Source organism: Mesorhizobium sp. CNPSo 4671 (genome assembly GCF_057784245.1).
In genome coordinates this window covers 47,341-69,589 of record NZ_JBWLUW010000020.1, presented here as the reverse complement: position 1 = coordinate 69,589, position 22,249 = coordinate 47,341, and the positions used below count along the sequence as shown (strand labels likewise).

The window sequence follows — 22,249 nt, the reverse complement described above, 5'->3', positions numbered from 1 at the left end:
AGCCCTGCCCGACCCCCCTCCCGAAAGGTTGCAACACCATGCCGAAGCTCGGTACTGTCACGCCCATCCTGCGCATCTTCGATGTGGCCAAGGCGCATGAATTCTACGTCGATTTTCTCGGTTTCGAAGTGCAGTTCGAACACCGTTACGCAGACAATACGCCGCTTTACACAGGCATTTATCGCGACGGCTGCGTCTTGCATCTAAGCGAACATCATGGCGACGGCGCGCCGGGCTCTCATCTGCGGATCGAGACGACCGACATTGCGGGTCTCCACCACGAGTTGACCGAAAGAAAGTACCGCTTTGCCAGGCCGGGGTTGGAGGAGACCCCTTGGAAGACGAAGGAGGTCACGGTCGCCGACCCGTTCGGCAACCGCCTGACCTTCTATGAGGATGTCAGGGACTGACCTTGCCTGTTGACGAACGCTTCGCGGATCGCCTCCTGCATACCATCGATCGCCTCGCCTGACGCGTTCGGGCTGCGATGCATCACCACATTGGACGAATCGATGTCGCCGAACCCGTCGGCCGACGTCAGTTCACGGCAACCGTCCGGGATGTTGCTGCGCGAAATCGGCGCGATCGCCAGCCCCGAGGTGACGGCAAGCTTCAGGCCGCCGGTGGTGTCGCTGGTATAGGCGACGCGGTAGGCAAGACCGCGCTGCTCCAGCGACTTGATGGCGAAGTCCTTGCACCAGCTGACCCTGTTATAGAGCGCGATCGGCACCGGCCGTTCCTCGTGCATGTGATGCAGCGTCGACGTCACCCAGACCGTCGGGTCGTGCATCAGCACTTCGCCGCCGGCCGGATCCTGCCATTCGAACACCACGCATAGATCAAGCTCCCCGGCGGCGAGCGCCGCCAGCTGCGCCTCCGAATGCGCGTAGCGTACGGTGACCTCGACCTTGGTGTGACGTTTCGAGAATGCGCCCAGCGCCCGCGACAGGATTGCGTGGCCATATTCCTCAGGAATGCCGATACGCACCGGTCCGCCGAGCGGTGGCGCCGCCATAGACGCCGCCGTTTCGTCGAGCAACGAGACGATGCGGCGGGCGTTGACGATGAGTTCGCCGCCACGCCGCGTCAGCGCGACACCGCGCGAGCCGCGCTCGAACAGGCTGTCGCCGACCAGCTCTTCGAGCTTCTTCATCTGCATCGACACGGCCGACTGGGTGCGGCCGGCCTGCTCGGCCGCTCGGGTGAAATTGCCGGCCTCGGCAATGGCGACGAAGGTGCGCAGGAGATCACTGTCGAGGGTCGGGCGCATGTTATCCATCATAAGCAAATCTGATTGCTGGCATCATTCCAATTCGTTTGCAACATGTCAAACGCGGGACGATAGTCGTCTCGCCCATTGGATATGCGGCTGCGAAATCAGCTGCGGACCAATCAAAGAGTCCTCACTCGTGCCCGCTGCCCGAAACGGTGGCGGGTTCTTTTTGCTCCGCAGGCGAAAGCTTCGGACCACACGCGCAGGAGCCGGAACGCAGATGCAGAATAGGATGGTGCGCGGCATCCTGAGCCTGTGTCTGGGCGTGCTGGTCTTCTCGCTGCAGGACCCGCTCGTCAAGGCCGTGTCGAGCGGCTATCCGGTGACCGAGGTGATGGCGATCCGCTCGATCGTCGCTTTGCCGATCCTGATCGCCCTCGTCCATGCCGATGTCGGCTTGCGGGCAATCCTGTCGAAGCGATTCGGCCTGCTGACGATCCGCGCCTTCATCCAGTTCACCTCCTACACGGTCTATTATCTGGCCATCGCCGCGCTGCCGCTGGCCGACGCGGTGGCGCTCTATTTCATGGCGCCGCTATTCATCATGGCGCTGGCCGGGCCGTATCTTGGCGAACGCGTCTCATGGCGGACGCTGGCGACCGTGCTGATCGGACTGCTAGGCGTCATCGTGATGGTGCGCCCCGGCGCCGGCCTGTTCGACTGGGCCGCGCTGTTGTCGCTCGGCTCGGCGGCGCTCTACGGCTTCTCGCAGCTGATGGCCCGCAAGATCGGCGATACCGAATCGTCCACCGTCATGGCCTTCTATCAGAACGGCGCCTATCTCATCGGCGCGGCCGTCGTTGCCGGCACATTCCACCTGGCCGGCATAACCCACGCCGTCCACCCCAGTGTCGAATTCCTGGTGCGGCCCTGGATATGGCCGACGCTGCCGGATTTCCTCAAAATGGCCGCCTGCGGTTTCGTCGCCTCCGCCGGCATGATCCTGCTGTCGCAGGGCTACCGGCTGGCGCCGGCCAACCGCGTCGCCACCTTCGAATACACCGGCATTCTGTGGTCGCCGCTGTGGGGTTTCCTGTTCTTCGCCGAGGTGCCCAGGTCGACGACCGTGATCGGCGCGGCGCTGATCATCGGCGCCGGCCTGCTGGCGCTCAACACCGGGCGGCGCGTGAGAACAGCGGCGGTGCTTGCCGTCAGAGATCCAGCCTGATCAGGCGAAACAGATCAGCGCCCGTTCAACGCGCGAGCGGATTTCGGCCAGCGTGAAGGGCTTTTGCACGACATCGAGGATGATGCCGTTCAATTCCTCGGCGCGCTCGCGCTGATCGGCATAACCGGTCATCAGCATGATCTTCATCGCCGGGAAAAGGGCAGCGGCCGCGATCGCCATCTCGATACCGTCCATCTCCGGCATGCGGATGTCGGAGATGACGAGATCGTAGCCACCATGCGCGGCGCGGATCAGCGCCAGGCCTTGGGCGCCGTCGGCGGCGATATCGATTGCGTGGCCGGCGCGTTCGAGCGCGCGGGCTGCGAGGGTGCGGACGGATTCATCGTCCTCGACGATCAGAAGCTTTGCCATGGCCGGCAATTTGGCCGCGAAAAGTTGACTTTTCCTGAAAGTGCCCAGCGCCCGATCAGGCTAATTTTTCCGCCGTCGTTAAGGCCTTTTTCAGAACTTGTCGGCTGAAGGCAACGGCTTCACGCATCGCCTTTCACGACACCCACGAAGGGCAATTCACGGAAGGCGTGCGCGACGTCCATGCCATAGCCGACGACGAAATAATCGGGGCAGTCGAAGCCGACATAGTCGGCGGTGAGCGCGGTCTGGCGGCGCATGCGCTTGTCGAGCAGCACGGCGATGGCGCAGCTTTTCGCACCGCGCGACAGCATCAGGTCGCGGGTGAAGGTCAGCGTCTTGCCCGATTCCAGAATGTCGTCGATCAGCAGCACGTCGCGGCCGGCGACCTCATTGTCGATGTCGCGCAGCACCCTCACCTCGCCGCTGGTGGTACCGGCGCCATAGCTGGAAATGAAAATGAACTCGACCTCCGGCGACAGGCCAACATCATGCATGGCGCGGATCAGGTCGGCGGCGAAGATGAACGAGCCCTTCAGCACCGAAATCACCAAGAGATCGTGATAATCGTGCCCGGCGATCTCCGTGGCGAGTTCGAGATTGCGGCGCGCGATCGCCGATGCCGAAAACAGGACTTCGATGTCCTTGTCGCGTACGATGGGCATTGCTGGTCTTCCCCGGTGATCGCCTATTGGGCGAAAGTAACCAAAACGGTCCTTACGCCGTTCTTAGGCACGTCGAGGCGGCTGGCAAAGCCGAATCTTTCGCCCGACGCCAGCGAATGGCCGGATGTCCCCAATGTATAGCGGGTCGTGCGCCCGTCATTGCCGGTCACGCGGATTTCGAGCGGCGGCATTGTCGCCGGCCCCATCCCGTCATTGGCGGCCTCGCCATCGACAAACAGCACCGGATTGGCGCCCGAGACGTCGACGCGCGAGGTGACGCCCGAAATGGTCAACGCCGACGCCTGCGCGCCGGACAGGAACGGCGCCTGGCGCACCAGCGCATGACCGCCCGAAACCCAGAAGGCGGCAAGGGCGGCGCCAATACCGACGATCCAGAAGATCGGCCCGCCGCGCACGGCCGGCGGCCGTTCCGCCGGTGGTTCCGGCTTGCGCAGCATGTCCATGCCCTCGATGGACGGCGTGACAATCAGGCGCGGCGGCGGTGAAACGCTTCCCACGGTAGGGGCAAGGCGCGGCATCACTTCATAGTCGGCATCGACGATATCGGCCGCCGGGCCGCGCATGATCCGGTCCACCACGGCAATTGCCGGGGCATCGGTCATGATTTCGCCGGAAACCGGGCGCGCGGTTCGTTCGTCAGCCATCATGGCCCCGTTATTGCGCGTGTTCGCTTTTCGTTTCTTTTGCGTAAACAAAAATGGTTAACGCTTCCCCACCGGAGCCCTCGTGACGCGCCGAAACAACCCTGGAATTAACCACCGGTTAACCATGCCGGCCGATGGTCTTTTCGCAGAACAGGCAGGCCTAGAGCTGCCAGGAATTTCAGGTCGTCGAAATTGATTCGCTTCGAAAATGTTGGCCTCCGCTATGGCATGGGTCCGGAAATCCTCCGTGACATCTCCTTGCATATACCGGAGCGCTCCTTCCAGTTCCTGAGCGGACCTTCGGGCGCCGGCAAGACGACGCTGCTGCGCCTTCTGTTCATGTCGCTGAAGCCGACGCGCGGGCTGATCACCATTTTCGGCAAGGACCGCTCGCGCATCTCGCGCACCGAACTGCCGCATCTGCGGCGGCGCATCGGCGTGGTGTTCCAGGATTTTCGCCTGCTCGACCACATGACCACCTATGAAAACGTCGCACTGCCGCTACGCGTGCGCGGGCGCGAGGAAGCGAGCTACCGCACCGATGTCACCGAGCTGTTGAAATGGGTGGGGCTGGGCGAGCGCATGCATGTGCTGCCGCCGGTCCTGTCGGGCGGCGAGAAGCAGCGCGCCGCCATCGCCCGTGCCCTGATCGAGCAGCCGGAGATCCTGCTGGCCGACGAACCGACCGGCAATGTCGATCCGCCGCTGGCGCGGCGCCTGCTCAGGTTGTTCATCGAACTCAATCGACTGGGCACCGCCGTGGTGATCGCCACCCACGACCTCGGCCTGATGGAACAGGTAGACGCCCGCCGCATGATCCTGGCCGGCGGAAGGCTGGACATCTATGACTGACCTGTCCGCCGAACATCTTGAACAGCATGAGCAGGACGCCGAGGCGGCCGAGGCAAGGCCGCGCGCCCAGCGCCGTATGGCGCCGATCGTGCCGGCGCAGAACATCGCCGGTCGGGCGCTCGTCCTGGTCATTGCCATCATGACCTTCCTGTCCTGCCTGACCTTCGGCGCGGTGACGCTGGTGCGTGACACCGCTTCGGTGTGGGAGAACCAGATTTCGCGCGAGGCAACGATCCAGATCAAGCCGGCCGACGGCGTCGACATGGAAGCCGCCCTTGCCCAGGCCTCGCAGATCGCCGGCGAATTCCCCGGCGTGAAATCGACAAGGATCATCGACCGCGAGGCGACCGCGAGGCTGCTGGAGCCGTGGCTCGGTTCAGGCCTCAACATCGACGAACTGCCCGTACCGCGCCTGATCATTGTCACCATCGACGAGAACAGCCCGCCCGACTTCGCCGCCATGCGCGCCGCGATCACGCCGAAACTGCCAAGCGCCTCGCTCGATGATCACCGCACCTGGGTCGACCGGCTGGTGGCCATGGCCCGCACCACAGTGACCATCGGCATTGCCGTGCTGGCGCTGATGCTGTCGGCGACGGTGCTGACCGTGGTCTTCGCGACCCGCGGCGCCATGGCCGGCAATGGCCACATCATCGAGGTGCTGCATTTCGTCGGCGCCGAGGCGGCTTTCATTGCGCGCGAATTCCGCCGGCATTTCCTGGTCACCGGCATGAAGGGCGCGGCCGCCGGCGGCGCGGCGGCGGTCCTGGTCTTCATCGTCTTTTCCTGGTGGTCGTCGCGCAACATGGCGACGCCGCAGGCCGACCAGGCAACCGCTTTGTTCGGCAATTTTGCCATCGGTTCGGCAGGCTATCTCGGCGTCGTCCTGATGGTTCTGGTGATCGGCGCGCTGACGGCGGCAACCTCGCATGCCACCGTCGTCGCCTATCTCAGCGACATCGACGTTCGCCAACCGGACGCATGAAAGGGGAGCTGCTCTGGCGCGGGATGGAGGCAGGGTGATCACGGATGGAGAACCGGCGTAACGCAAATTGCGTCTTTTACCTACCAAAGGCCGCATTTCGGGATTAACCATATGGCTATGGACGTGCGGGATTCGACCGGGACGGTTGGACAAATGCCTGTGGTGGTTGCGCGTCTGCGCGACCATAGCGGCATTAGCCGTTTAAAGACCGCGCTGCGGATATCCGCGCTTTCTCTTCTCGTCCTTGCAACGTTGTTTGCCGGCGGCTTCGGCTGGTTCGCCAACAAGGTTGCCCATCTGACCACGCCCGCCAATCCGCAGAAGGCCGATGCCATCATCGTGCTCACCGGCGGCCAGTCGCGCCTCGACGCCGCGATGGATCTGCTGGCGTCCGGCAAGGGCGATCGGCTGTTGATCAGCGGCGTGCATCCTTCCGCCAGCCGTCGCCAGCTCCAGGTCGCGACCGGCGGCGACAAAAAATTGTTTTCCTGCTGCGTCGACATCGACCGCGCCGCGCTCGACACGATCGGCAATGCCGAGGAAAGCGCCAAATGGGTCGAAAGCCATGCCTACAGCACGGTGATCCTCGTCACCAACAACTATCACATGCCGCGCAGCCTGCTGGAAATGGGCCGGCTGCTGCATGGCGCCAAGCTGGAGCCCTATCCAGTGGTCAATTCCAACCTCGACAATGGCGGCTGGCTGACCAAGCCACGGGCGTTGCGTGTGCTGTTCACCGAATACACCAAATACCTCCTGGCGCTGGCGCGCGGCATCGTGCCGGTGAAGCAGACGCCCGACGGCGTTGCGCTGGCCGAGACCGCGGCCGGCGGCTGATCCAGATATCAGTCCTTGGCGGCAGCGCCTGACATCCCCTTGAGACGCGCAACCTCCTGTTCGAGTTGCTGAATGCGTCTGTCCCGCTCGCCAAGCGCTGCGGCCACGTCAGCCGCCTCGAAGCGCTGCGGGATGTGTTGCGGGCAGTTGGAATCCCAGGCCGAGACCGTGAACAGGATGACCTGTTCTGGACGTGCCTTGTAATCTTGCGGCATCAGCTTCGCCATCAACTCGGCATCGCCTTCGACGACGCGCGCCGTACCCCAGATCTTGATGCGCTGGCGCAGCATGTAGTCGATCAGGAACAGGAAGGCGCGTGGATTGTCCGCCAGATTGCCCTGCGTGATGAACTGTCTGTTGCCGGAAAAATCCGCGAAGCCGATCGTCTTTTCGTCCAGCACCTTGAGAAAGCCGGCCGGCCCGCCACGATGCTGGATATAGGGTTGGCCATCGCCATTGGCCGTCGACAGGAAGACGCTGGTCTGCATCTCGATGAAAGCGGCAAGGTCCGGCGTGATGACGGCTTGCCAGCCACCACGCTCCTCGACCCGGGCGTAGGACTGGCGCGAACCCTTGCGCGCCTGGATCGCCTTGACGGTCGGCGTGAAGGCGACGTCACTGGTGAAAGCATGCGCGTTCATCGAAAGCCTCCTTGCGGGATGGCGCTAGAGCCCGAGCGCCGACAATGTCGGGTGATCATCCGGGCGGCGCCCGAGTGGCCAGTGATATTTGCGGTCGGCTTCCGCGATCGGCAGGTCGTTGATGCTGGCGATGCGCAGGCGCATCAGCCCGTGCTCGTCGAACTCCCAGTTCTCATTGCCGTAGCTGCGAAACCAGGAGCCGCTGTCGTCGTGCCATTCATAGGCGAAGCGCACGGCGATGCGGTTGCCGTGGAAGGCCCAGACCTCCTTGATCAGCCGGTAGTCGAGTTCGCGGCTCCATTTGCGCGTCAGGAAGGCCTGGATGGCATCGCGGCCTTGCAGGAATTCGGCGCGGTTGCGCCAGCGGCTGTCGGTCGTATAGGCGAGCGCGACCCGTGCCGGATCGCGCGAATTCCAGGCATCCTCGGCCATCCGCGCCTTTTGCGCTGCGGTCTCGGCGGTGAAAGGCGGAAGCGGCGGGCGGCTTTCAGACATGGGAATCCTCTACGGTATGAAGGGCGGGACCGGCGGACACCGCCAGCCCTTTCCGGATTCACGCAGCATCGCGGACAGAAACAACCGGAAAATCGATCTCGGTCTGGGCAACTTCATTGATATAGTTGGTCCAGACGTTCAGGGCGACATGCTGGACGATCTCGACGATCTGTCCGTCGTCATAACCCGCCAGCCTCACGGCGGAGAGATCCTCATCGCTGACATGCCCGCGGCTCTGCGCAACCTTGGCGGCAAAACGCACCGCCGCGGCGGCCTTGGGGTCCGTGGAGCCACCGTGGCGGTTGGCGAGCATTTCGGCATCGTCGAGCCGGGCGAGGCTCTTGCCAAGGTAGGTGTGTGCGGACAGGCAGTAGCTGCAGCCATTGATCTCGGCGACCGCCAGCGCAATGCGCTCGCGTGTGGGTGCAGGCAACCGACCCTTGGCCAACGCCCCCGACATGGCGACATAGCCTTCGAGCGCAGCTGGACTGTTGGCGATCATGCGAAACAGGTTCGGCACGACACCAAGCTGCTTCTCGACAGCCTGCAGCACGGGTTGCGTTGCTGTGGGAGCAGCGGCGATGGACGATGGCGTGGTGATGCGCGGCATTGCGATTTCCTTGTTGCTCACGCCGCTTATTTGCACTCTTCCACTTGCCGGATGTAGATGGCATATTTGCAATCTATCCTTCCAATTTCCGGAAGAAACAATGGATCGCCTCGAGGCCATGTCCCTTTTCGTCGCAACGGTGGAGACCGGTAGCCTTTCCGCCGCCGCACGCCGTTCGGGCGTTCCACTTGCGACCGTCAGCCGCAAGATCTCAGATCTGGAACGGCATCTGCAGACACGTCTGCTGAACCGCTCGACACGCCGGCTGACGCTGACCGACGCGGGCGACGCCTATCTTGCCGCCTGCCGCCGCATTCTCGACGAGGTCGGCGAGGCCGAACGCGTCGCCGGCGGCGAATACAGCGCTCCGACCGGCGAACTGATCATCACCGCGCCGATCGTCTTCGGCCGGCTTCACGTGCTGCCGATCGTCACCGCGTTCCTCTCCACCTACCCGCAAGTGGATATCCGCCTGACGCTCGGCGACAGGATAAGCCAGTTGGCGGAGGAGCATATCGATCTCGCCATCCGCATCGGCCGGCTGCCGGACTCGCGCATGCTCGCGACCAGGGTCGGTTCGATCAGGCATGTCGTCTGCGCAAGTCCGGCTTATCTCGCCGAGCACGCGGCTCCGAAAATCCCGAAAGACCTTGAGACGCACAGCTGCATCACCTTCGAAGGCCTTGGCTCACTCGCCACTTGGACCTTCTCAGTGGAAAAGGCTGACGTTCCCGTCCCTGTCCGCTCCAGGCTCCGGGTCAACACCGCCGAGGCAGCGATCGATGCCGCTATTGCAGGTGTCGGGATGACGCGCGTGCTTTCTTACCAGATCGTCGCTGCTGTGCGCTCAGGGACACTCTGCCCGGTACTCGGGGAATTCGAACCGGAGCCGTGGCCGGTAAACCTGGTGCACGCCGGCCAGGGCCGGCTACCGGTGAAACTGCGCGCCTTCCTCGATTTCGCCGCCCCACGCCTGAGGGAACGTCTAGCACAGGCGACCTGGTAAAGTGAGCCGCGTCGCCCTGTTTCCTTTTTGCCGCTGCTTGGTGTAACCAACGCACACCTCCTCACCGGACCTCCCCCATGCTCTATGTCAGATCGCTGGCGTTCAACTTCGTCTTCTACGTCAATCTGATCGTCCAGATGATCCTCTGGACCCCGTATTATTTCCTGTCGCCCCGCCACCGTGCCTGGTTCGTGCCGAAATCCTGGTCGCGCAGTTGCATGTGGCTCTATGACAAGATCGCAGGCACCAAGAGCGACATCACCGGGCAGGAAAACCTGCCCGAAGGCTCCTTCATCCTGGCGCCCAAGCACCAGTCCTTCTGGGACGCAATCGCCTTCTTCCCCTTTCTTCAGGACCCGCTCTACATCCTCAAGCGCGAGCTGACCTGGATCCCGTTCTTCGGCTGGTACATCATGAAGATGCGCATGATCCCGGTCGATCGCGGCAGCCGCTCCAAAGCCCTGAAGGCTGTGGTCGCGGCGACCAAGGCAGAGATGGCGCGCAACCCGCGCCAGTTGATCATCTATCCCGAGGGCACGCGCCGGGCGCCGGGCGACGAGCCGGCCTACAAATACGGCATCGTCGAAATCTATGCTCAGTTGGGCGTTCCGGTGGTGCCGGTCGCCCATGTCGCCGGCCTCTATTGGCCGCGCCGCAAGTTCCTGCGCTACCCCGGCACCATCAAGGCGCGTTTCCTGCCGCCGATTCCGCCGGGCCTCGGCAAGGACGAGTTCATGGCGCGGCTGATCGGCGAGACGGAAGCCGCTTGCGACCAGATGCTCGTCGAGGCATCCCGCGCGCCCAACCCTCCGGCCTTCCCGCCGACTGCGGTGAAGCGGCTGCGGGAGCTCGGCGCGAAGGCCTGAAGGCCCTTCGGCCAGGCAATCAGCCGTAGACAGCCAGGACCGTGGTCAGCACCAGCGTCGCGGCGAAGACCAGATTGATGATGCGCGAGGCAACAGGCCTGCGCAGGAAGCGCGCGAACGCGGCACCGCCAAGCAGCCACACCGCATGGATGACAACGATCATTCCCGCCAGAATCGTCAGCTTCAGCCATAGGCCGAGCTCGACACCGCCCTGGTTAGACGAGGCGCCGGCAAACACGGCGGCGATCGCCACATAGGCTTTGGGGTTGGCGACCGCCAGCAGAAACCCGGCCAGCCAGGTCGGGCGCGAAGCCTCGGCCGTGCGTGCCGCCAGCGGCGGCGCCGTGGCGATCTTGAAAGCGAGATAGAGAATGTAGGCGGCGGACGCGACAACAAGCACCGGCGCCAACCTCGGCATCGACCCGAGTACTGCCATGATCCCGGTCGCCACGACCAGCAAGACGGCGGTCGTGCCAACAACGATCCCCAAGGTGTAGCGCAGCGAATCGCGCAGGCCGAAGGCGGCGCCGACAGCGGTGACGCTTATCGTTGCCGGACCTGGACTGCCCATGACCACAGTGGCGGCCAGTACCAGCGCCAGCAGCGGTCTCCAAAGCTGCGGCTGCGAAAGAAGCGGCTCCGTCATTGCACCCTCTGCCTTGCCACGAGCGAAGGACGCTATGGCAAGACAGGAGCGTGGTCTTGGACGTTCGTGCGTAGAATGGGGCCGAAGCCTCAGTTGCTCGCCCGATCGAGCTCTGCCATGTCGTCGGCGGTCAGTTTCAACGAAGCCGACTTGATCAGGCTGTCCATCTGCTCAGGCTTGGTGGCGCTGGCGATCGGCGCGGTGACACCCGGCCGCGCGATAACCCAGGCAAGCGCCACTTCCGCCTGCTTGGCCGAATGCCTGGCCGACACCGCGTCGAGCGCTGCCAGGATGCGCATGCCGCGCGCGTTGAGATAGTCCTTCACCCCGCCGCCGCGCTCGCTTTGGCCAAGATCGGCTTCGCTGCGGTATTTGCCACTCAGGAAACCCTTGGCCAGGCTGAAATAGGTGATGACGCCGATATCCTCGGCCACGCAGAGATCGCGCAACGGCCCATCGAAGGACGAGCGGTCGTAGAGATTGTATTCCGGCTGCAGCACCTCATAACGCGGCAGGCTGCGCAGGCTCGCCACATCGAGTGCGGCGCGCAACTGGCCCGCGTCGAGGTTCGAGCAGCCGACATGGCGGACCTTGCCCTTGGCGAGCAGTTTTTCGTAGGCGCCGAGGGTTTCCTCGTAGGGCGTGGTCGGATCCGGCCAGTGCGACAGATAGAGGTCGATGACATCGGTCTGCAGCCGTTTCAGCGAGGCATCGACGGCCTTTTCGATATAGGCGGCGGACAGGTCCTTGTGCCCCTGCCCCATATCCGAGCCGACCTTGGTGATCACCACGACCTTGTCGCGGTTGCCACGGTCCTTCATCCAGCTGCCGATGATGGTTTCCGATTCGCCGCCCTTGTTGCCCGGCACCCAGCGCGAATAGGCGTCGGCCGTATCGATGGCGTTGAGACCGCCGCCGACGAAGCGGTCGAGCAGGTCGAAAGAAGTCTTCTCATCGGCGGTCCAGCCGAAAACGTTGCCGCCCAGAACCAGCGGCGCGATGGAAAGGTCGGTGCGACCGAGACGGCGTTTCTGCAAGACGGATCTCCGTGATGATTTCGACCGGGCGGAAGCCGCCCGCTGGTTGGGTTCGGGGCCTAAGCTAGGTCTTGCCTCGCCGAGGTCAAAGGCCTGGCCGCGTTTTTCCGCAGAGCCAGCGCTTCACAAAGGCGCTATCCCCCGTGCCACTTCTTCCAGCCAATGGTCGCGGATGCCTAGCGCCTCCAGATGCTTCAGCGTGCTGAGAACGTAATCCTCGTTGCCGCCGGATTGGCCGACCGCGCCGCGCACCACCGCCGCCGCATGCGCGGCGTCCAGCCCGCCGGCATATTGCTCATGCTTGCGGTCGACGATGTAGGCCACCGCTTCGACCGTTCCGCCGCCGTCGAGGCGGACCTTGAGCGTGCGCTCGAGATAGACTGATGTGACGAGTTCGCGCTCGCGCAGATAGGCGATGACCTCGTCGCGCAATTCGCCGGGCACACGGAAAGCCAGGCCGACACAGGAGCCGCCATGGTCGAGGCCGAGCACCAGTCCGGGCCGCTGGCGCGTGCCGCGGTGCACGAAGGAATAGACGCAGAGCGAGCGGCGGTAGCCGTGCAAATGGGCGCGCCGCGTCTCAACATGCGCGAAACCCGGCCGCCAGATCAGCGAGCCATAGCCAAACACCCAAAAATCGCCCATATCGCCGCGCCTGATTGCAAAAAGAATGGCACCACCGCACCGGAACCGGTGTTTTTTCCGTCCGTCCCCGGCTACCTATTCGCCAATGTCTACTTGGTTGTCGGAATCGAAGGTCCGTCCACCAACATCCATGCGTTAATGAGAGCCAAAGCATGACGTCAAGTGACGAACGCCAACCAAAGTCCCGCCGCGGCCTGTTCTGGCTTGTGGCGTCCATAGTTGTGCTGTTCGCCATTTACAGCGGTGGCTGGTTCTACCTGTCCAACAGGGTCAGGGCTGAAGCCGACAAGGTGGTCGCCACGCTCAACAAGGATGGCGTCCAGGCCGGCTGCGCCAATCTCCAGGTCAGCGGCTATCCCTTGAGCTTCACCGTCTCCTGCGACAACCTCGCCTACGAGGACGATGCCAGGAACATCGCGGCCTCGGCCGGCTCCTTCAATGCCGTCGCCCAGATCATCCAGCCTTTGTCGCCGGTCGCCGATCTGCGCGGCCCGCTCAGGACCTCCGTCCCCGGCATGGTGCCGCTGTGGATCGACTGGGACAATCTGCAGGCCAAGGTCAAACTGTCATGGCCGCTGCCGCAGCGCATCGCACTGCAGGCGGAAGGGCTGTCCGGGCAGACCGATCCGGCCGACGACACCGATCCGGTGGAACTGTTCAGCGCCGGCAGGGCCGCCGGCCAGCTGCAGCCCAATGGTCAGGACGTCGACTATATCGGCAGCTTTACCGATCTGGAGATCGACCCGGATGCGATCGGCGGGCGCGTGCTGCCGGCGCTCGATGCCAGCGGCGACGCCACGCTGAAGAATGGTGTCGCGCTGATTGGAACGCAGGTGAAGAGCCTGCGCGGCCAGAAGGTCGAGATTCGCAACCTCGATCTGTCCTCCGGCACGGCACGGGTCACCGTTTCCGGACCGCTGTCGGTGGACGCTGAGGGTCTGGTCGACGCCGATCTGATGATCCGGATCAAGGATCCCAAGGCCGTGGCAACCATCCTTGCCGGAGCCATACCCGAGCAGAAGAATGCGATCGAGCAGGGCTTTGCCGCGCTGGCTATGCTCGGCAGCGAACCGTCGATGCCGCTGAAAGTCATCAAAGGCAAGGCCTCGCTCGGCTTCATCCCACTCGGCAAGATCAAGCCGGTGCAATAACCGGCCATGGCAAAACCCCCGAAGCTCCTCAGCGTCGGCGCGCTGACGCTGGACACCATCCTACGTGTCGAGACGCTGCCCACGCATCAGGGAAAGTTCATCGCCGCCGATGGCGTGCAGATCGCTTCCGGCATGGCGACGAGCGCCGCTTGCGCCGCGCATCGCCTGGGCGCCGACGTGTCGCTATGGGCGAGCGCCGGCGACGATGCGGTCGGCGATCAGTTGGTCGCCGGAATCGAGGCCGAGGGTGTCAACTGCAGCTATGTCCGCCACGTCAGCGGCGCGCGCTCGGCATTGGCCTCGATCCTGATCGACGCCCATGGCGAGCGCATCATCGTGCCTTTCTACGACAGGCTGGCCCAGACCGATCCCGAGGCTTTGCCTTTCGCAGACATCACGGCATTCGATGCCGTGCTGGTCGACTTGCGCTGGCCGGGTGCAGCGACACTTGCCCTCAAGGCGGCGCACGCCGCCAACCGGCCGGCGATCCTCGATGCCGATACCGCGCCGCTGGCGGTGCTGGAGCAGCTGCTGCCGCTGGCCTCGCACATCGTCGCCTCCGAGCCGGCGGTGCGTATCATATGCGGCCATGCGCTGGATCTTGAGACCGCCTGCACCGACATGGCCTCCCGCACCGATGCCTTCGTCGCGATCACCGGCGGCGCGGCGGGCACCTGGTGGTTCGATCGGGAAGCGGGATCATCCCGTCATGTCGCGGCGCCAAAGATCAAGGCGGTCGACACGCTCGCCGCAGGTGACGTCTTTCACGGCGCTTTTGCCGTCGGGCTGGCCGAAGCCATGCCGGTCGAGCAGGCCTTGCGCTTTGCCAGTGCCGCCGCCGCGCTCAAATGCCAACGCTTCGGCGGCAGGCTCGGCGCGCCGGACCGGGCCGAGACGCTGGCGATGGTCGCGGCAACCTGGCCCGAAACAGCCTAGTTCTTCGACGGGTGCTCGACCGCCTGACGGCCGAAATCGGGCACATCGATGTCCTGGCCGGCCTCGATGATCGAGCGGCGCACGGCGCGGGTGCGGGTGAACAGGTCGAACAGCTTGTCGCCGTCACCCCAGCGGATCGCCCGCTGCAGGAAGGCTAGATCTTCCGAAAACCGCGCCAGCATCTCGAGGATAGCGTCCTTGTTGTGCAGGCAGACATCCCGCCACATCGTCGGGTCGGAGGCGGCCAAACGCGTGAAGTCGCGAAAGCCGGAGGCGGAATATTTGATGACTTCCGTCTTGGTCACCGATTCCAGATCGTCGGCGGTGCCGACGATGTTGTAGGCGATGATGTGCGGCAGATGCGAGACGATGGCCAGCGTCATGTCGTGATGCTGCGGATCCATCGTGTCGATGTTGGCGCCACAGCCGCGCCAGAATTCCGACAGCCGCTCGAGCGCATCCGGATCGGTGTCTGGCAGCGGCGTGAAGATGCACCAGCGATTGTCGAACAGATCGGCAAAACCGGCATCCGGTCCGGATTTTTCCGTGCCCGCCAGCGGATGGCCGGGAATGAAATGGACGCCGTCAGGCACGTGCGGCTGCATCTGCGCGATGACGGAGGCCTTGGTCGAGCCGACATCGGTGAGGATCGCCCCCTTCTTCAGCGCCGGCGCGATTTCCTCAGCCACCGCGCCGGACGAGCCGACCGGCACCGAGACGATGACAAGATCGGCATCGCGGACCGCTTCCTTCGCGTCGGTCGTGTAGGAATCGCCCAGTCCAAGCTGCTGCGCCCGCTTCAGCGTCGCGGCGCCGCGGGTGGAGATGGCGACGTGACCGGCCAGGCCTTCGCGCCGGATGACACGGGCCAGCGACGAGCCGATCAGGCCGATGCCGACCAGCGCGATCTTTTCAAACATCGGTGATGTCATGGTGTGCAGCTTTCGGGCGTTCTAACTTTTCAGGAATGTCGTGAGCGCGGCGACAACGCCGCGATTGGCCTCTTCGGTGCCGACTGTCATGCGCAGCGCGTTGGGAAAGCCATAGCCGGAAACGCGCCGCAATATGTAGCCCCGCGCGGTCAGATAGTCGTCCGCTGCAGCCGCCGAATGCTTCTGATCGTCGGGAAAATGAATGAGCAGGAAATTGCCGACGCTGGGCGTCACCCGCAGCCCGAGCCCGGTCATTTGTTCGCTCAGCCAGGCGAGCCAGGTCTCGTTATGCGCCACGCTGCGCTCGACATGGGCGCGGTCGCGGATCGCGGCGATACCAGCCTCGATCGCCGTCGCATTGACGTTGAAGGGACCGCGCACGCGGTTGATGGCGTCGACAATGTGCATCGGGCCATACATCCAGCCGATCCGCGCTCCACCGAGGCCGATCTTGGAGAAGGTGCGCGTCATCACCACGTTCTCGGCGCCGCCGACCAGCTCGATGCCGGCCTCATAATCGTTGCGGCGGACATATTCGGCATAGGCCGCGTCGAGCACCAGCAGCACATGCCTGGGCAGGCCGGCATGCAGACGGCGCACTTCCTGGAACGGCACATAGGTGCCGGTCGGGTTGTTGGGGTTGGCCAGAAACACGATTTTCGTGCGCGGCGTGACGGCGGCCAGAATCGCATCGATATCGGCGCGCTCCTCGGTCTCCTTGACCGCGATCGGCGCCGCACCGGCCGACTGAATGTAGATCTTGTAGACCATGAAGGCGTGTTCGGTGAAAATGGCCTCGTCGCCGGGCGCCAGATAGGTCTGCGCCAAAAGGCCGAGGATCTCGTCGGATCCGTTGGAGCAGATGATGTTCTGCGCGTTGAGGCCATGCACCTCGGCGATCGCCTCGCGCAGCCGCCTGGCGGTGCCGTCGGGATAGATATCGAGCCTGGCGGCAACCTCACGCGCGGCCTCGATCGACTTCGGTGACGGGCCGAGCGGATTCTCGTTTGACGAGAGCTTGTAGACCTTAGCGACACCGGCGGGTGCGGCGCTCTTGCCCGGCACATAGGCGTCTATCTCCATGATGCCCGCGCGCGGGGTTGGACGTGCCTGATCCGGTGTCTGCGTCATGTCGTAAAAATCCGTCGAGAACGCCTCATCCGAGGCCGCAGCGGAAATACAAGCCATGGCCGGCAATGTCGAGAGGTGGCAGTGGGGTCAGCAGCCGGCCCGGATGCCGGTCCAGACAGCCGGCATTGACGGCAGGGCAAGCGAGTTCTAGAAGGACAGCAACAGTTCCGTGGTGATTTGGCCGGTCGGCTTGCAGCCACGTTAAACAATTCGCTAAAGGGCCGTTTGCGTGACGTAACCGGCTTTGCGAATGGCAATGCCGGTTTTTTATTGTCCGCGGCCGGCCGGACGGAAGCATCAGCGGCGACTTTTCGCCTGATGTGATGCAGCAAGTGAGACGAGAATGGCCGCTCTGCGCGCAGGAAAGACCAACAACGAGGCCGACCAGCCGTCGAGCCCGGTGTTGCGCTTCGGGGCGGACAAGCCGCTCAAGCTCGACGCCGGCACGCTTTTGTCGCCGTTCCAGATCGCCTACCAGACCTATGGCACGCTGAACGATGCCCGCTCCAATGCCATCCTCGTCTGCCATGCGCTGACCGGCGACCAGCATGTCGCCAGCACCAATCCGGTAACCGGCAAGCCGGGTTGGTGGGAGGTGCTGATCGGCCCCGGCAGGATCATCGACACCAACCGTTTCTTCGTTATTTGCTCCAACGTCATCGGCGGCTGTCTGGGCTCCACCGGCCCGGCCTCGACCAACCCCGCCACCGGCAAACCCTATGGGCTCGACCTGCCGGTCATCACCATCCGCGATATGGTGCGCGCGCAGCAGATGCTGATCGACCATTTCGGCATCGAGAAACTGTTCTGCGTGCTCGGCGGCTCGATGGGCGGCATGCAGGTGCTGGAATGGGCGTCGAGCTACCCCGAACGCGTCTTTTCGGCGCTGCCGATCGCCACCGGCGCGCGTCACTCCTCGCAGAACATCGCCTTCCACGAGGTCGGCCGGCAGGCGGTCATGGCCGATCCAGACTGGCATGGCGGCAAATATTTCGAGCACGGCAAGCGCCCGGAAAAGGGCCTGGCGGTGGCGCGCATGGCTGCCCACATCACCTATCTCTCGGAAGCCGCCCTGCACCGCAAATTCGGCCGCAATCTGCAGGATCGCGACCACCTGACGTTCGGCTTCGATGCCGACTTCCAGATCGAAAGCTATCTGCGCCACCAGGGCATGACCTTCGTCGACCGCTTCGACGCCAATTCCTACCTCTACATGACGCGGTCCATGGACTATTTCGACATTGCCGCTGACCATGGCGGCAGGCTGGCGGATGCCTTTGCCGGAACCAAGACCCGCTTCTGCCTGGTGTCGTTCACATCGGACTGGCTGTTTCCGACGGAAGAAAGCCGCTCCATTGTGCACGCGCTCAACGCCGCCGGTGCCTCGGTGTCCTTCGTCGAGATCGAGACCGATCGCGGCCACGATGCCTTCCTGCTCGACGAGCCGGAACTGTTCGCCGCCATCAACGGCTTCATCGGCTCAGCGGCACGGGCAAGAGGACTCGCATCATGAGTGTGAACGGCAGCCAGCGCGTCGACCTCGAGGTCGTCGCCAACCTCATCCCGCCGCAGTCCCGCGTGCTCGACGTCGGCTCGGGCGACGGCTCGCTGCTTGAATTGCTGCAGGACACCAAGCAGGTCGACGGCCGCGGGCTTGAACTGTCGCAGCGCGGCGTCAACGAATGCGTGGCGCGCGGCCTCTCCGTCATCCAGGGCGATGCCGACAAGGATCTCGAATTCTATCCCGACAAGGGTTTTGACTTCGTCGTCCTGTCGCAGACCTTGCAGGCGACGCGCAACCCGAAGCTGGTGCTCGACGAACTGCTCCGCATCGGTAACCGGGCGATCGTCTCCTTCCCCAATTTCGGCCATTGGCGGGTGCGGCTGTCGCTGTTCGTCAAGGGCCGCATGCCGGTAACCCAGGACCTGCCCTATTCCTGGTACGACACGCCCAACATCCATTTCTGCACCATCCGCGACTTCGTCAATTTGTGCGAGGAGCTTGGTGCGACGGTGGAAAAGGCGACCGCGCTCGACGCCGCCGGCCAGAAGATCGGCCTGTCCATGCCCTGGTGGTTCTGGAATTTCTTTGGCCAGCAGGCGGTTTTCTTGCTGAAGCGGTAGGGCGCGTCTAGCCCAGGACATCCGTGGCTTTGTGCGGATGTTCGACACCGTCGGCAAACACCACATCGGACTGGGAATTCTCCGAACGCAAGGCCAATATTGCTTGGTAAGCGGGCGAACTATACCACTCGCGCACATGCCGCCGGTCGGGAAATTCGATGATGATGAGGTTGCCCGGCCAGTCGTTCTCAATCATCTCGACGTTGCCGCCATGGACCAGGAAACGGCCGCCGAAAGGCTCCAGCGTGGCATCGATCTTGTGCAGATACTCGACGATCTGCGGACCCATCGTGACTTGGCGCATATGGGCTACAGCGTAAGCGATCATGACGTAACTCCCTTGTCTATCGAAGCCGATTTGCCGGCCTCGTGAGAGCAATCTGTCGGAATGCCTGACGCGAGGCGATTACGCCCGAGGTAATGGAATCGGTGCCTTCGACGGCCGGCCTCAGGCGCTCTCGCGCAAACTCACCGGTCGAGTTCCGGGAAATAGGGATCCGACAGGAATCGCCTGTCCCGCTCACCTTGCAGGCAGTCGATCGGTGCGTCCGCGTCGACGGGTACGGGATTGGCCTTGTCCTGAATGCCACTCACTTCGAGGATCAGCTTGCGCCGGATGGCGGTGGAAAATTCGGCTACCGCATAAATTGGCAGCACGAAGGAGCCTGGTCCGCCGGTCACGCATTGCGCGTAATACTGGTCGAGATGCTTGAAAGTGGGCGATGGGCTGATCAGGATCGGCAGGCCGTTGATGACGATGCCTTTGGCGGTTGCCGCATCGCGCATCGCGGTGACCGGCCGCCCGATGTTGTTGGGGCCATCGCCGGAAATGTCGATGACGCTGCGCTCGCCCTTGAAATCCGTCCTGTCGAAAAGTCCGGCGCCGAAGGCAAGTGCTGTGGAAATCGAGGTGCCGCGAAAACTCCGGAACGGGCGCGCCGCCACCTTGTCGGCAAAGCCGTTGGCGCTCTCGGCGCTGTCGATGATCTGCCAGTTGATGACCGCGTCATCGCGCACCGTGCCGGCCCATTCGAAATAGGCAATCGCGATGCGGCCCGTATTGCCGGACCGGACAGCCCTTATGAAATCGGGATGCCGCAGCGCCTCGACATAGCCGGCGCGCTGCAGCGCGAACTCCTTCTCGTCCATCGACAGGGAGATATCGACCGCCAACACCAACTCGACGTCGACAGTCAGCGCATCCGATGGCGACGCAACCGGAGTTGGCTGGGCACAGGCAAGACAGGCAAGCAGGCGCAGAGCATCAAGCATCGCCACCGCCAAATTCTGTTTCTCCGGGAAATCTTCCTTCGCGATCGCGGCGAAATAAAGCTTGCTGCGGCAGCGCGGGAAAACAGCCCTACTTCTTGCGGCGGGTGGCGGCCGGCGGCGGATCGATGGCGCCGGCCCTGACGCGGGCTGGTTTCAGCGGCTGGGCACCCGAATCCTTGACGATCGTCAGGCCGCGCGGAAAGAACTGATTGTTGTGCTGGCCGCGCCCGATGTTGATGATCGTGGCGCCCTTCAGATGCTTTTCCAGCATCGCCAGCACGCGCCGCAGTGCGGGTCCGTCGAACGCGTCCATCGCCTCGTCGATGATCACCCATTTCGGCCGCCGCAAGGCGAGCCTGGCCACACCCAGCAAGCGCTGTTCGTCATCGCCCAATTCATGATCCCAGCGCCCGACGCGATCCAGCGACGACGACAGCCGTTCAAGACCAACCTCGGCCAGCACCGCTGCAATATCGATATCACTCGCGGGCGCATGCCCGTTCGCGTGATTGAGCACCTCGCGCAACGTGCCGGCCGGCAAATACGGCACGCGTGGAACGAAGATGAGGGTTTCTCCAGCCGGCAGGCCGATCTTTCCGCCGCCCCAGGGCCAAAGCCCGGCAATGGCGCGGAAAAACAGCGTCTTGCCGGCGCCCGGCTCGCCGGTGATCATCACCCGTTCGCCGGGGCGTATCTCGACGTGCTGATCGGAGAGTTTTGTGCAGCCCTCCGGCGAAGCCACTTGAAGCTTCTCGAACGTCAGGCTGCCATTGGCATTTTGATCGAAGGTGATGCGCCTTTCGGTGTCGTGCAGCACATCGGTTTCATCGAGCGCGATGCGGAAGTCGGCGACGCGCATCAGCGTGGCGCGCCAATCGGCGATGCTGCCGATGTTGTTGATGAACCAGCGCAACGAAGAGTGCACCTGGTTGAAGGCACCGACCGCCATCATCAGCCCGCCGAAGCTGATGTCACCGGAAAAATAAACCGGCGACGCGACCAGAATGGGGGCCACGACCGTGATCCAGCCATAGGTATCGGTCACCCAGGATAGATTGATCTGGGCCGTGAAGATACGCCGCATCGCGCCCAGCACCGTGCCGAGGTCGAGTTCGAGCCGCAGTTTGGCGTCGTCTTCGCCATGGTAGAGCGCGATCGCATCGACATTCTCGTTGACGCGCACCATGGAGGAGCGCAGCTCGGCTTCGCGCGTGTAGCGATCGCTGTTGAGCCCGATCAGCGGTCGACCGACCAGCCAGCTCAGCCAGGAGGCGATGCCGGCATAGAGGAACGCGGCCCACACCATGTAGCCCGGTATGGCCAGCGACCAGCCGCCAATGTGGAAGACGAAGCCCGAGGACAGTTCCCACAGCACGCCGACAAAGGACAAGAGCAGGATGAGCGACTGTAAGAGCCCGACGCCGAGATCGGTCGACAGGTCCGAGAGATGCGCCGCATCCTGCTGCATGCGCTGGTCAGGATTGACGCCGATGGCGCCGGCATTGGCCAGCCGGAAGGCACGCGCCGGCCGCATCCACTGGTCGATCAGGTCCAGCGTCAGCGCCTCGCGCAGCTTCAGCCGGATCATCTGGTTGAGCCAGGTCTGGCCGATATTGAGCACCAGCAGCCCGCCAGCGATCATCGCAAAGACCAGAAGCTGGTGCACGAATGCCGCCATGTCGCGGCGCGCCAGCGCATCATAGAAGGGCTGGTTCCAGCGGTTGAGCAGGACCTGGCCGATCGACGTCGCAATGATGACGGCCATGATGCCGACCGACGTCCACAGCAACCACTTGCGAACCGGCGACACCACCAGCGCGCGTTTGATCGTCGCCACCTGCTCGCGCAGACTGCTGGCCTCGACGGCCACGGCGACGGGCTGAACGGTGGCCTGATTGTCCAGTTGATCAGCCATATCAGAGGTCCTTGCGTTCAGGTGCGAT

26 protein-coding genes and 1 riboswitch are annotated in these 22,249 nt (G+C 63.6%); of the genes, 11 read left to right on the top strand and 15 right to left on the bottom strand.

The features are described 5' to 3' along the window. A partial coding sequence (locus AC04SF_RS33640) for a glyoxalase superfamily protein (RefSeq protein WP_488481275.1) occupies positions 1-410 on the top strand: 410 nt, incomplete at its 5' end. On the opposite strand, the gene AC04SF_RS33635 is transcribed toward AC04SF_RS33640, so the two are convergent. Continuing rightward, complete coding sequence (locus AC04SF_RS33635) at positions 389-1,270, bottom strand: LysR family transcriptional regulator (protein ID WP_488481274.1); 882 nt, start codon at positions 1,268-1,270, stop codon at positions 389-391. The genes AC04SF_RS33640 and AC04SF_RS33635 overlap by 22 nt on opposite strands. Positions 1,271-1,493: 223 nt before the next feature. Between AC04SF_RS33635 and AC04SF_RS33630 the strand changes: the two genes are divergently transcribed. Then, positions 1,494-2,441, top strand: coding sequence for a DMT family transporter (locus AC04SF_RS33630; RefSeq protein WP_488481273.1), 948 nt, complete (start codon positions 1,494-1,496; stop codon positions 2,439-2,441). Here AC04SF_RS33630 and AC04SF_RS33625 read toward each other — a convergent pair whose 3' ends face one another. The 3 genes from AC04SF_RS33625 to AC04SF_RS33615 all read right to left on the bottom strand — a co-directional run bounded on the left by AC04SF_RS33625 (position 2,442) and on the right by AC04SF_RS33615 (position 4,143). Further along, positions 2,442-2,813 (bottom strand): response regulator, encoded by a 372-nt coding sequence (locus AC04SF_RS33625; protein WP_488481272.1) that lies wholly within the window; start codon positions 2,811-2,813, stop codon positions 2,442-2,444. A gap of 119 nt (positions 2,814-2,932) precedes the next feature. Beyond that, entirely contained in the window at positions 2,933-3,475 is a 543-nt protein-coding gene (gene hpt / locus AC04SF_RS33620) for a hypoxanthine phosphoribosyltransferase (protein ID WP_488481271.1), read from the bottom strand. A gap of 23 nt (positions 3,476-3,498) precedes the next feature. Next, complete coding sequence (locus AC04SF_RS33615; protein WP_488481270.1) at positions 3,499-4,143, bottom strand: hypothetical protein; 645 nt, start codon at positions 4,141-4,143, stop codon at positions 3,499-3,501. 189 nt (positions 4,144-4,332) lie between these two features. Between AC04SF_RS33615 and ftsE the strand changes: the two genes are divergently transcribed. The 3 genes from ftsE to AC04SF_RS33600 all read left to right on the top strand — a co-directional run bounded on the left by ftsE (position 4,333) and on the right by AC04SF_RS33600 (position 6,814). Further along, positions 4,333-4,992 carry a cell division ATP-binding protein FtsE gene (gene ftsE / locus AC04SF_RS33610; RefSeq protein WP_010911739.1) on the top strand — a complete coding sequence of 220 codons (660 nt, stop codon included), beginning with the start codon at positions 4,333-4,335 and terminating at the stop codon, positions 4,990-4,992. After that, complete coding sequence (locus AC04SF_RS33605) at positions 4,985-5,977, top strand: cell division protein FtsX (RefSeq protein ID WP_096450723.1); 993 nt, start codon at positions 4,985-4,987, stop codon at positions 5,975-5,977. The genes ftsE and AC04SF_RS33605 overlap by 8 nt, the downstream gene beginning before the upstream one ends. Positions 5,978-6,088: 111 nt before the next feature. Next, complete coding sequence (locus AC04SF_RS33600) at positions 6,089-6,814, top strand: YdcF family protein (protein ID WP_488481269.1); 726 nt, start codon at positions 6,089-6,091, stop codon at positions 6,812-6,814. Positions 6,815-6,822: 8 nt separating this feature from the next. Here AC04SF_RS33600 and AC04SF_RS33595 read toward each other — a convergent pair whose 3' ends face one another. Genes AC04SF_RS33595 through AC04SF_RS33585 form a run of 3 tightly spaced genes read right to left on the bottom strand, consistent with a single transcriptional unit; the run spans position 6,823 to position 8,560 of the window. Further along, positions 6,823-7,455: a pyridoxamine 5'-phosphate oxidase family protein gene (locus AC04SF_RS33595; protein ID WP_096450727.1), complete on the bottom strand. Its 633-nt coding sequence runs from the start codon at positions 7,453-7,455 to the stop codon at positions 6,823-6,825. A 24-nt stretch (positions 7,456-7,479) separates the two neighbouring features. Next, a complete protein-coding gene (locus tag AC04SF_RS33590; protein ID WP_202352509.1) occupies positions 7,480-7,950 on the bottom strand; it encodes a nuclear transport factor 2 family protein in 471 nt (156 codons plus the stop codon). 58 nt (positions 7,951-8,008) lie between these two features. Next, positions 8,009-8,560 carry a carboxymuconolactone decarboxylase family protein gene (locus AC04SF_RS33585; protein WP_488481268.1) on the bottom strand — a complete coding sequence of 184 codons (552 nt, stop codon included), beginning with the start codon at positions 8,558-8,560 and terminating at the stop codon, positions 8,009-8,011. A gap of 100 nt (positions 8,561-8,660) precedes the next feature. Here AC04SF_RS33585 and AC04SF_RS33580 point away from each other — a divergent pair, with 100 nt between their 5' ends. After that, on the top strand, positions 8,661-9,566 hold the full coding sequence (locus AC04SF_RS33580; protein WP_488481276.1) for a LysR family transcriptional regulator: 906 nt from the start codon (positions 8,661-8,663) through the stop codon (positions 9,564-9,566). Positions 9,567-9,643: 77 nt separating this feature from the next. After that, on the top strand, positions 9,644-10,432 hold the full coding sequence (locus AC04SF_RS33575; protein ID WP_488481267.1) for a lysophospholipid acyltransferase family protein: 789 nt from the start codon (positions 9,644-9,646) through the stop codon (positions 10,430-10,432). A gap of 19 nt (positions 10,433-10,451) precedes the next feature. On the opposite strand, the gene AC04SF_RS33570 is transcribed toward AC04SF_RS33575, so the two are convergent. The 3 genes from AC04SF_RS33570 to AC04SF_RS33560 all read right to left on the bottom strand — a co-directional run bounded on the left by AC04SF_RS33570 (position 10,452) and on the right by AC04SF_RS33560 (position 12,760). After that, a complete protein-coding gene (locus tag AC04SF_RS33570) occupies positions 10,452-11,078 on the bottom strand; it encodes a LysE family translocator (protein WP_488481266.1) in 627 nt (208 codons plus the stop codon). Between the two features lie 89 nt (positions 11,079-11,167). Then, positions 11,168-12,115, bottom strand: a complete 948-nt coding sequence (locus AC04SF_RS33565) for an aldo/keto reductase (protein WP_488481265.1) — start codon at positions 12,113-12,115, stop codon at positions 11,168-11,170. A 123-nt stretch (positions 12,116-12,238) separates the two neighbouring features. Then, the gene (locus AC04SF_RS33560; protein ID WP_488481264.1) at positions 12,239-12,760 is read right to left on the bottom strand and encodes a gamma-glutamylcyclotransferase; all 522 of its coding nucleotides are present in this window, start codon (positions 12,758-12,760) and stop codon (positions 12,239-12,241) included. 152 nt (positions 12,761-12,912) lie between these two features. Here AC04SF_RS33560 and AC04SF_RS33555 point away from each other — a divergent pair, with 152 nt between their 5' ends. Further along, positions 12,913-13,911 carry a DUF2125 domain-containing protein gene (locus AC04SF_RS33555; RefSeq protein ID WP_488481263.1) on the top strand — a complete coding sequence of 333 codons (999 nt, stop codon included), beginning with the start codon at positions 12,913-12,915 and terminating at the stop codon, positions 13,909-13,911. Between the two features lie 6 nt (positions 13,912-13,917). Continuing rightward, positions 13,918-14,847 (top strand): sugar kinase, encoded by a 930-nt coding sequence (locus AC04SF_RS33550; protein WP_488481262.1) that lies wholly within the window; start codon positions 13,918-13,920, stop codon positions 14,845-14,847. Here AC04SF_RS33550 and AC04SF_RS33545 read toward each other — a convergent pair. Beyond that, positions 14,844-15,779, bottom strand: a complete 936-nt coding sequence (locus tag AC04SF_RS33545; protein ID WP_488481261.1) for a prephenate/arogenate dehydrogenase family protein — start codon at positions 15,777-15,779, stop codon at positions 14,844-14,846. The genes AC04SF_RS33550 and AC04SF_RS33545 overlap by 4 nt on opposite strands. A 21-nt stretch (positions 15,780-15,800) precedes the next feature. Then, positions 15,801-16,910: a histidinol-phosphate transaminase gene (gene hisC, locus AC04SF_RS33540; RefSeq protein ID WP_488481260.1), complete on the bottom strand. Its 1,110-nt coding sequence runs from the start codon at positions 16,908-16,910 to the stop codon at positions 15,801-15,803. Positions 16,911-17,069: 159 nt separating this feature from the next. Then, positions 17,070-17,147: riboswitch (SAM riboswitch) on the top strand. Between the two features lie 106 nt (positions 17,148-17,253). Between hisC and metX the strand changes: the two genes are divergently transcribed. Together metX and metW are read left to right on the top strand one after the other, a co-directional pair. Then, a complete protein-coding gene (metX, locus tag AC04SF_RS33535) occupies positions 17,254-18,423 on the top strand; it encodes a homoserine O-acetyltransferase MetX (RefSeq protein ID WP_488481259.1) in 1,170 nt (389 codons plus the stop codon). Further along, a complete protein-coding gene (metW, locus tag AC04SF_RS33530; RefSeq protein WP_027047441.1) occupies positions 18,420-19,034 on the top strand; it encodes a methionine biosynthesis protein MetW in 615 nt (204 codons plus the stop codon). Before metX ends, metW begins: the two co-directional genes overlap by 4 nt. A gap of 7 nt (positions 19,035-19,041) precedes the next feature. Here metW and AC04SF_RS33525 read toward each other — a convergent pair whose 3' ends face one another. The 3 genes from AC04SF_RS33525 to AC04SF_RS33515 all read right to left on the bottom strand — a co-directional run bounded on the left by AC04SF_RS33525 (position 19,042) and on the right by AC04SF_RS33515 (position 22,221). Then, positions 19,042-19,362 (bottom strand): DUF1330 domain-containing protein, encoded by a 321-nt coding sequence (locus tag AC04SF_RS33525; RefSeq protein WP_488481258.1) that lies wholly within the window; start codon positions 19,360-19,362, stop codon positions 19,042-19,044. Positions 19,363-19,502: 140 nt separating this feature from the next. After that, a complete protein-coding gene (locus AC04SF_RS33520; RefSeq protein ID WP_488481257.1) occupies positions 19,503-20,306 on the bottom strand; it encodes a DUF1194 domain-containing protein in 804 nt (267 codons plus the stop codon). 88 nt (positions 20,307-20,394) lie between these two features. Then, entirely contained in the window at positions 20,395-22,221 is a 1,827-nt protein-coding gene (locus AC04SF_RS33515; protein WP_488481256.1) for an ABC transporter ATP-binding protein/permease, read from the bottom strand. Positions 22,222-22,249: the final 28 nt, after the last annotated feature.

Excerpts from the sequence above, each read along its gene's own strand:
- AC04SF_RS33515 (WP_488481256.1), bottom strand. The coding sequence starts at position 22,221 with ATGGCTGATCAACTGGACAATCAGGCCACCGTTCAGCCCGTCGCCGTG.
- hisC (WP_488481260.1), bottom strand. The coding sequence starts at position 16,910 with ATGACGCAGACACCGGATCAGGCACGTCCAACCCCGCGCGCGGGCATC.
- AC04SF_RS33590 (WP_202352509.1), bottom strand. The coding sequence starts at position 7,950 with ATGTCTGAAAGCCGCCCGCCGCTTCCGCCTTTCACCGCCGAGACCGCA.
- metW (WP_027047441.1), top strand. The coding sequence starts at position 18,420 with ATGAGTGTGAACGGCAGCCAGCGCGTCGACCTCGAGGTCGTCGCCAAC.
- AC04SF_RS33555 (WP_488481263.1), top strand. The coding sequence starts at position 12,913 with ATGACGTCAAGTGACGAACGCCAACCAAAGTCCCGCCGCGGCCTGTTC.
- AC04SF_RS33580 (WP_488481276.1), top strand. The coding sequence starts at position 8,661 with ATGGATCGCCTCGAGGCCATGTCCCTTTTCGTCGCAACGGTGGAGACC.
- AC04SF_RS33575 (WP_488481267.1), top strand. The coding sequence starts at position 9,644 with ATGCTCTATGTCAGATCGCTGGCGTTCAACTTCGTCTTCTACGTCAAT.
- hpt (WP_488481271.1), bottom strand. The coding sequence starts at position 3,475 with ATGCCCATCGTACGCGACAAGGACATCGAAGTCCTGTTTTCGGCATCG.
- AC04SF_RS33600 (WP_488481269.1), top strand. The coding sequence starts at position 6,089 with ATGGCTATGGACGTGCGGGATTCGACCGGGACGGTTGGACAAATGCCT.
- AC04SF_RS33525 (WP_488481258.1), bottom strand. The coding sequence starts at position 19,362 with ATGATCGCTTACGCTGTAGCCCATATGCGCCAAGTCACGATGGGTCCG.
- metX (WP_488481259.1), top strand. The coding sequence starts at position 17,254 with ATGGCCGCTCTGCGCGCAGGAAAGACCAACAACGAGGCCGACCAGCCG.
- AC04SF_RS33560 (WP_488481264.1), bottom strand. The coding sequence starts at position 12,760 with ATGGGCGATTTTTGGGTGTTTGGCTATGGCTCGCTGATCTGGCGGCCG.
- AC04SF_RS33545 (WP_488481261.1), bottom strand. The coding sequence starts at position 15,779 with ATGACATCACCGATGTTTGAAAAGATCGCGCTGGTCGGCATCGGCCTG.
- AC04SF_RS33570 (WP_488481266.1), bottom strand. The coding sequence starts at position 11,078 with ATGACGGAGCCGCTTCTTTCGCAGCCGCAGCTTTGGAGACCGCTGCTG.
- AC04SF_RS33585 (WP_488481268.1), bottom strand. The coding sequence starts at position 8,560 with ATGCCGCGCATCACCACGCCATCGTCCATCGCCGCTGCTCCCACAGCA.
- AC04SF_RS33550 (WP_488481262.1), top strand. The coding sequence starts at position 13,918 with ATGGCAAAACCCCCGAAGCTCCTCAGCGTCGGCGCGCTGACGCTGGAC.
- AC04SF_RS33595 (WP_096450727.1), bottom strand. The coding sequence starts at position 7,455 with ATGAACGCGCATGCTTTCACCAGTGACGTCGCCTTCACGCCGACCGTC.
- AC04SF_RS33605 (WP_096450723.1), top strand. The coding sequence starts at position 4,985 with ATGACTGACCTGTCCGCCGAACATCTTGAACAGCATGAGCAGGACGCC.
- AC04SF_RS33615 (WP_488481270.1), bottom strand. The coding sequence starts at position 4,143 with ATGATGGCTGACGAACGAACCGCGCGCCCGGTTTCCGGCGAAATCATG.
- AC04SF_RS33520 (WP_488481257.1), bottom strand. The coding sequence starts at position 20,306 with ATGCTTGATGCTCTGCGCCTGCTTGCCTGTCTTGCCTGTGCCCAGCCA.
- AC04SF_RS33625 (WP_488481272.1), bottom strand. The coding sequence starts at position 2,813 with ATGGCAAAGCTTCTGATCGTCGAGGACGATGAATCCGTCCGCACCCTC.
- AC04SF_RS33635 (WP_488481274.1), bottom strand. The coding sequence starts at position 1,270 with ATGCGCCCGACCCTCGACAGTGATCTCCTGCGCACCTTCGTCGCCATT.
- AC04SF_RS33630 (WP_488481273.1), top strand. The coding sequence starts at position 1,494 with ATGCAGAATAGGATGGTGCGCGGCATCCTGAGCCTGTGTCTGGGCGTG.